Source organism: Streptomyces noursei (assembly GCF_001646665.1).
Classification (GTDB): domain Bacteria; phylum Actinomycetota; class Actinomycetes; order Streptomycetales; family Streptomycetaceae; genus Streptomyces; species Streptomyces lavendulocolor.
The window spans coordinates 1-7194 of the sequence record NZ_LWBU01000375.1; the positions used below are offsets into that span (position 1 = coordinate 1).

7 protein-coding genes and 1 pseudogene are annotated in these 7194 nt (G+C 70.8%); 5 read left to right on the plus strand and 3 right to left on the minus strand.

Features of this window, described 5'->3' with window-relative positions; translation table 11 throughout:
• The first annotated feature begins 59 nt into the window (after positions 1-59).
• Positions 60-1826, plus strand: a complete 1767-nt coding sequence (mobF, locus tag A4V12_RS29400) for a MobF family relaxase (protein WP_079137437.1) — start codon at positions 60-62, stop codon at positions 1824-1826.
• Positions 1823-2170 (plus strand): hypothetical protein, encoded by a 348-nt coding sequence (locus A4V12_RS29405; RefSeq protein WP_064072501.1) that lies wholly within the window; start codon positions 1823-1825, stop codon positions 2168-2170. Before mobF ends, A4V12_RS29405 begins: the two co-directional genes overlap by 4 nt.
• A gap of 143 nt (positions 2171-2313) precedes the next feature.
• On the opposite strand, the gene A4V12_RS29410 is transcribed toward A4V12_RS29405, so the two are convergent.
• Together A4V12_RS29410 and A4V12_RS29415 are read right to left on the minus strand one after the other, a co-directional pair.
• Entirely contained in the window at positions 2314-3402 is a 1089-nt protein-coding gene (locus A4V12_RS29410; RefSeq protein ID WP_064072502.1) for a terpene synthase family protein, read from the minus strand.
• Between the two features lie 16 nt (positions 3403-3418).
• Positions 3419-4792, minus strand: a complete 1374-nt coding sequence (locus A4V12_RS29415) for a cytochrome P450 (RefSeq protein ID WP_064072503.1) — start codon at positions 4790-4792, stop codon at positions 3419-3421.
• A gap of 216 nt (positions 4793-5008) precedes the next feature.
• On the opposite strand from A4V12_RS29415, the pseudogene A4V12_RS35715 reads away from it, so the two are divergent.
• Both A4V12_RS35715 and A4V12_RS29425 read left to right on the plus strand, forming a co-directional pair.
• Positions 5009-5462: pseudogene (locus tag A4V12_RS35715) on the plus strand (IS5 family transposase); the annotation flags it as partial.
• 45 nt (positions 5463-5507) lie between these two features.
• Positions 5508-5927 carry a hypothetical protein gene (locus A4V12_RS29425; RefSeq protein WP_234372372.1) on the plus strand — a complete coding sequence of 140 codons (420 nt, stop codon included), beginning with the start codon at positions 5508-5510 and terminating at the stop codon, positions 5925-5927.
• Positions 5928-6250: 323 nt separating this feature from the next.
• On the opposite strand, the gene A4V12_RS39840 is transcribed toward A4V12_RS29425, so the two are convergent.
• Positions 6251-6658, minus strand: a complete 408-nt coding sequence (locus A4V12_RS39840) for a helicase associated domain-containing protein (protein WP_423564674.1) — start codon at positions 6656-6658, stop codon at positions 6251-6253.
• Between the two features lie 59 nt (positions 6659-6717).
• On the opposite strand from A4V12_RS39840, the gene A4V12_RS29435 reads away from it, so the two are divergent.
• Positions 6718-6942, plus strand: a complete 225-nt coding sequence (locus A4V12_RS29435; RefSeq protein ID WP_064072507.1) for a hypothetical protein — start codon at positions 6718-6720, stop codon at positions 6940-6942.
• Positions 6943-7194 lie beyond the last annotated feature (252 nt).

Below are 7194 nucleotides of genomic sequence, written 5' to 3' on the forward strand. Positions count from 1 at the left end.
TGATCAGCATGTCGCCAGTTCGCCCGGGGGCCGGGTGGCGCTACCTGTTCCGTGGCGTGATGGTCGGCGACGGCCACCGCTCCGCGGGCACGCTGCTGCGTGCCGCTCAGGACGAAGCTGGTGTTCCGCCCGGCGTGTGGAAGGGCCGGGGCCTGGCCGCGCTCGGTCTCAGGGACGGGGACGTGGTGACCGAGCGACAGGCCGAGCTGCTCCTGGGGGAGGGCCGGCACCCGGACGCCGACCGGATCGAGCGCGAGCTCTTAACGGCGGGGGAGAGCCCGGCCCGTGCCCGGCGGGCGACGGTGCTGGGCAGGCCCATCGAGCACAACCGCTCACCCGAGACCGACAAGGCCAAGGAGCGCACCCCCTGGCTGGCCTTCGACCTGGTATTCCGGCCCCCGCCGACAGCTCACCTCGCGTGGGCCCTGATGGACGACGAGCACCGCCGGGTGCTGGAGCTGTGCGACGACGTCGCCCGCGACAAGACGCTGGCGTGGCTGGAGGAGTCGGTCGCACAGATCCGCTGGAAGGCCGGCGGCAAGCACCGGGCCCGGGTCAAGGACGGGCTGGTCGTCGCGGTCTTCCGCCACTACGAGTCACGCGCCACGGAATCGAGGCCGCTGCTTCACGCGCACGCGGTCGTGTCGATCCGGGCCCGGCGGCCGCACGACGGGAAGTGGGGCAATCTGTCGGCGGACTCGCTGATGGCCCACATCGTCGCGGCCGACACCCTCTACACCCTCCTCTTCATGGAGGAGGTGTCCGCCCGGCTCGGGTGGGCGTGGGAGCCGCGCGAGGTGACCCCGGGCCGCCGGCCCGTGATGGACATCGCCGGGATTGACCGGCGGTTGATCGGCTGGCAGTCGACCCGCCGTCAGCAGATCGAGGACGCGCTGCCCGTGCTGACGGCCAGGTACGAGGAGCGGCAGGGGCACGTGCCGGGGGAGCGGGCCTCCTACGCGCTGGCCTGCCAGGCCGCCGACCAGACCCGCCCGCCCAAGCGCACCGAGCTGTGGTCGCTGACCGAGCTGCGGAGGCGATGGCGCACCTCCGCGGTCCGGGCGTTCGGCGCCGACGTCGTCTACCGGCTCGCGGAGCGGGCGCGGGCGGCTGCCGCGGCGGTGTGGGCGCGGGTGCGGCCGGTGGTCGACATCGTCCTGGCGGCCGTCGATGTCGTCGCCGTGGTGTACGTGATGCGCGGCGCCTTCAAGCGCCATCACCTGCTCGCCGAGGCCCGCCGCCACCTGGCCTACGTCCTGCGCGGCCGGCCCCACGAGCCGGGCATGGACGAACAGATCGTGCAGACCGTCGTCGACGACTACACCCGCCCCGTTGGGCGCGGCCACATGATGACCGCTGACCTGCGCGCCCTGTACCCGCGTGACACCGAGGACCAGGCCGTGCTGCGCCCGCTGACCCGCAAAAGGTCTGCCTCGCCGTACGAGCGGGCCCGCCTCGCCGCCGACGCCCTGGCCGCCCGCGTTCGCGCCGCCCGGCGAGCAGAGCGCCTGGGCTCCCGCCCCCGGCCGCGCACCGTCGCCGTGCCCGCCGCCTCGAGGTCGCACCCGCGGCCGCTGCGCACCGGCCCGAAGGACGGCCGCCTCCTGGAGCAGGAGACCGGCGTGGTCACGGTGGAACAGACGCGCCGGACCTTGGAGGCCGCCGCCGCGCAGATGGCCGCCACGCTCCAAGACAGCCGACGGGCGCGCGAAGCCGCCTACGGCCCCCGACCGCAGCCCACCCCGGCGACGGCACCGCCGACGCACGCCCAGCAACAGCCCGGCACCCCACCCGCGCCGGGCCAGACCCCAGGAGGAGTCACGTGAACACCCCGGAAGAACACCCCAACCCCGACGAGGCCCTCGCCCGCGCCCGTGCAGCCCGCGAGCAGATGGCCGCCGCGCTCAACGAGGACCAGGAGCCCGCCCCCGACGAGCCCGTGGGGTGGCAGCCGATCTGGAAGCGCCCCCGGAAGCCGAAGTCGAAGGCGGCGAAGAAGGCGGAACTGCGCAAGCAGCGGAAGCGACTCCAGGAAGCCGCCAGGCGACGCCTCGCCGCCACGAACTCGCGCCGGCCCCGCTCCCGGCAAAGCAGGATCAGCAACGCCGCCGCGCGCCGCGACGCCCGCGCCCTGTCTCGAGTGCGGCACTCAGGCGCCTGGCTGTGGTGACGATACCGGGCACCGTCCACTGAGTGGCCTCCACTCGGGGGGACCGCCAGCAAGGCCGCCCCCGGCTTCAAGGGCATCGGTCGATGTCCGGTGAGACAGGGCAACAGCAGCGCGCCTCCTAGCCTGTCCCGGCCCGGGACGGGTCATTCAGGGATGTAGTGGGTGCGGCTGGGGGTGAGGATGACGGTGGCGTCGAGGGGGCCGTCCAGGTGGTGGGTTCTGCCGTTGTAGCGGGGGGTGATGTAGGACCATTCGAGGTTCCCGGCGATCATCCATTCCAGGGCTTTCAGGTACGCGGTGATGTCGGGGGCCTGTCCGTGTGGCCGGGCGCGGAGCTGTGCGCACAGCTGCTGGAAGTCGTCCTCGACGCGGTGGACGGTGGCTACGACGCGGTCCACCGCGTGCTGCAGGTCGCCGCCGTTGTCGGCCAGGGCGAGCTGGATCTCGTTCATGGTGTCGCCGCTGTAGAGCTCTTTTCGGTAGGAGAAGATGTCGTTGACGGCGATCCAGTGTCGGCCCACCAGGGTGTTGAGGCGCTGAAGCTCGGGCATCTGTGCGGTGGCGTGGGTCAGGTCGATGCCGAGGCCGAACTCGGCCAGCGGGAAGCAGCACTCCCCGATCGACACGGCCCGGTACGCCTCGTAGGTCGCCAGATCGATCGTGTCGGCCTGTTTCACCAGTTCCTTTTCGCGCTGGCAGGCGTGGAGGAATCCTTTAAGCGTGTGCGCGTAGCGCTCCCATACACCTGGCGGCATGACAGCCATGCTCTGCTCGCGCAGCATGTGGAAGATCGCGGTGTAAGTGGTCTGTCCGGGGATCGGCCGGCCGTCGAGGACGGCTGGCAGCAGAGGGATGCCCAGGCGTCGCAGTTGTGACGGCGGCTTCTGGGCGAAGGCGTCGTCGATGCTGAACAGGACGTCGATCCAGTGGCAGATCAATGCGACCCGGTCGGCGCCGGCGGTGGCGTACACCAGCAGGTTCCACAAGGTGGTGCGGTGCTGAAGGAACTCCTGAAGACGCTCCTTGTCGTCGAAGGCGCCGGGCAGGTGGTCGGCCAGCCACTGCCGGCAGCGTCTTTCCTCCTGCTCGATGCCGGGACGGCGCAGGGCCGGCGTGAACCGGGGGAAGAGCGGCAGCCGGAACGACGGATAGGCAGACAGGTCCTCCGGCCGCCGGGTGTCTGCGGGTATGCCCGCCGCGGCAGCGCTCGTGTCAGTGACTTCACCGGTCACCGCTTTACCTCGCCGGTCACCGCTCGTCTGGTCTTGGGGCGTGTTGGTGGCCGGGTGTGGGGGTGCGGCGGTGCAGGGTCATGGGGCCGCTTTCAGGGGTGAGGAGGAACCGCGGCACCGCGCGGGCCGGCTTCCTGCCGGAGGGCCGCAGCTGCCATTGGCCGCTGATGGCGGCGACGGCGAGGACGGCTTCGGTCATGCCGTAGAACTCGCCGAGGCATTTACGCCGGCCGCCGCCGAAGGCGGTGAACGCCTGGCGCATGGCGGGAGTAAGGCGTTCAGGCAGCCACCGGTCGGGGTCGAACGCCTCAGGGTGAGCGAAGATCTGAGGGTCGCGGTGCAGGGCGTAGGGGGAGATGATGACGTCCGCGCCGGCGGGAACGGTGAAACCCGCCACCATGGTGTCAGCGAGGGCGACTCGGCTGAGCATCCATGTCGGTGGCCACAGCCGCAGCGCCTCCGTCAGCACCCGCCGCGTCAGGGGCAGGCGCGGCAGGTCCTCGAACCCCGGCATGCGCCCGGCGAGGACAGTGTCCACCTCCGTCCACAGCCGCTGTTCGATGCCGGGGTTGACGGACAGCGCCTGAAAGGTCCATGCCAGGAGGGAGGCACTGGTCTCCACTCCGGCCGCAAGGATCGACATGACCTGATCGCCGACCTCACGGTCGTCGAACCGTGGCCGGCCGTCCTTCGGAGGGGCCATGACCTGGGACAACAAATCGTCCCCGCCGACCACGTCGGATGCCCGGTACTGGGCGATGACGTCACCGACGGCCCTGGTTAGGTCCGAACGCGCTCGGGTGAAGCGCCGGTTGACAGGCAACGGCAGGCGGTGCACCCAGGGCCAGGGGATCAGCATGTGGCGGAACATGCCGCGCAGCAGTACCGGCAGCGCCTGGCCCATGGTGTCCGCCGCGTCCCGCCCGGCCGGGGCGGAGATCAGAGTCCGGGACACGACCTGTGCGGCCAGCCGGTACATCTGCTCGCGCACATCGACGCTGTCACCGTCGCTCCAGGTCTCTGTGGTCTGGCTGACGCATTGGGTCATGACCGGCGCGTACGCGGCGACATGCTCGCGCTGAAAGGCCGGGCGCACCACCGGCTGCTGACGCCGGTGATCGGCGTTGCTGCACGTGATCACTCCATTGCCGACGAGGACCCTCGCGGTCTCCATGAACGGACCGCCCTTGTCGAACTGGGAGGAAACCAGTACGTGGCCCGCCGCCCCGGCCCCATTGATCAGGTAGACCGTGCGGTTCGCGATCCCCATCCGTACTACCGCCGGCCCGTCGCGCTGACCCATGAGGAAGCCGAGCGGGTCCTTCACAAGCCGGTGAGCATGCCCGATGAACGGGAGCCGACCCGCAACGACGCCGATCTCCTGCACCACTGCCCGTCCTCCTCGCCTCCCCCCGAACGGCACGGGGCAGGATCCGGCTTCCGCGAGGAGAGATACCCGGGCACAGACGAAGACAGTCCACCGACCACGCTGTGCGCTGCGGGGGGGGCAGGCGCTGCGAATCACGCGCGCGGGATGTACCGATACCCGGAGTCGTCGTACCCACCCAGAGCGTGTCTCTTTGGTGGGCTGGTCAGTTGATCGGACGTGTCCATCCGGTTAGTGATCACTGATGCGATGTGGGGCCGGATCGAGCCGCTGATGCTGGCCGATCCGGTCCGCGGTCGGCGGTGGGCCGACCACCGCCGCACCCTTGAGGCCATTGCGTGGAAGTACCGCACCTGTTCGCCCTGGCGGGACCTGCCGGAGGAGCTCGGCTCCTTCCAGACGGCCCACAAACGCCTCATCAGGTGGGCCGTCGACGGCACCTGGGCACGGATCCTGGCCGCCGTCCTGGCCACCGTCGACGCGGATGACGACGTGGAATGGACGGTCTCGGTGGACTCCACCATCTGCCGAGCCCATCAGCACGCGGCTGAGCTGTGGAAAAGGGGCTGCGCGACGGTCAGAACCCGACGACCACGCACGCGGAGGTTCTCGTGGCGGCCTGAGTGCGAAGGTACATCTGGCCAGCAACAACCGGGCACGGCCGTCGGCCCTCATGGGGGATCCGTCGATGATCGAATACGGGCATAGGATGGCGCTCGTGGAGAACATCGGGGCAGAGATCGAAGAATTGGTGAAGGAAGCGGAACGGCTGATCCGCGATCACATGTGGGTCCTGTCGTTCGACGACCGCACCGTCGCGGCGAAGGCCGCTGCCGATCTGCTCGCCGCCGTGGGCAACCCGGAGTCCCAGCAGAGCTTGCCTGAGGTCGACCGGCTGGAGCACCTGCGTGAGGCGCTCGCTGCTGTGGCCATCGCCCTGGCCCACGTCCACGGGCGCCTGGCCTGGTTCCTCGGCGCCGCTGCCACAGCCCTTTCGCCCGTCCTGCACTGGCGTGCGATGCCCGCAGAGGACGGCTCGACCTTCGGAGCCGTTCCGCCGTCCCTTGAGGAATACGTGGAAGCCGAAGAGGCGATCCGTCGGCTCCAAAGCATCCTTGCCAGCATCGCGATCGCCTGACGTCACTCGCCATGGCCACCCCTAGTCGGTGGTGCTGCCAAAGGTGTGGCGGTGGCGGACGTAGCGGTCTTGGTGCCCTCGCCGACTCGAACCGCGACGCCCTCGTCGGTCCACGTCTTGAGCCAGCCGACGACCGTCTGTCGGGTGGTGCCGTGCTCGTCAGGCCTCGGGACATCCAGCCGTTAGCCGGGCCCCGGAGCCCGCTTGCGACGGAGTGCGTCAACGTTTTGCGCCGGTCAGCGCACACGCCCGCCTCCCGCAGAACCCGAAACGACAAGGCGCCCCCCGCGGTCCTGGTGTGGGGCGCCTTCTTGCACGCCCGTTCAGACAACCCCGAGTTCCTTCAGTACCGCGACCCGGTCGGCGGGGAGTGTCGCGCGACGGGAGCGCTGACTGGACAGCCATACGCCGAGCTTCACCGCGTGTTCCTGCACGTCGTGTTGAACGCGTTCGACGTGAGCCCTTGAAACGCCCGCCAGGGTGCCCTCACGGGTCAGGTACGCGCGAGCCGCTGCCACGCGCCGCTCCCACGCGGTTGCCCGGCCGGCGCCGGGCCTTCGCCGCGGGTGCCGGTTCCGGGGCCGTGACGCCGAGTGCGCCCAGCTGCTCCCGTTGCGCCTCGACACCGGCGTTGCGCTGGCCACCGGGCTGGGGCAGTTCGGTGCCGGCGGGCGGGCCCTGTACGACCCGCGCCCCGGCGACCCCGGCCGCGGGGACTGGACTGGCGACACGCCCTGATGGTCGCTGGGCCGACTCGCCCATCCGTCCGGCCCGGGGCACGCTGGGAGGCGTGAGCAGCGCGCCGATCGTCGTGCACCGGCCCTCCCGTTCGGGTGGCCGGAGAGTCACCGTGCACCGGCACGGCCAGGATGGGATCCTCGGCACCGCCTACAGCGACCACGACTTGGTCGTCTTCCTCGAGGGCGCCGGTATCACCGAACCCGACGCCGTCCTGGACGACCCGCGGTGGGTGGAGTGGCGCGACGGGCCTGCTCACCAGTTCAGTGCCGCCTGATGCGCAGGGATGGCGGCGCTGCCCCGGGCCGGCCTGTCCATCCGCAGTGGCTGCCCAGGGGTGGTAGGGCGCGGTCGGCCGGGGCGCCGCTGGCGACCGCTGAAGGCGGCCTGCCGTGCGCGGGCGGGTGGCGGCCGTGGTCGGGCATGTCAGCGGGCTGATGGCTGCTGTGCGGCCGTCCGGGCCTTTGGGGATGCGCAGGCCGCATACCCCCGCCGGTATCAAGAGTTGTGAGGAGGGGGAAGGACGATG

Coding starts and splice junctions, on each gene's coding strand:
- mobF (WP_079137437.1), top strand. CDS start 60: ATGGTCGGCGACGGCCACCGCTCCGCGGGCACGCTGCTGCGTGCCGCT.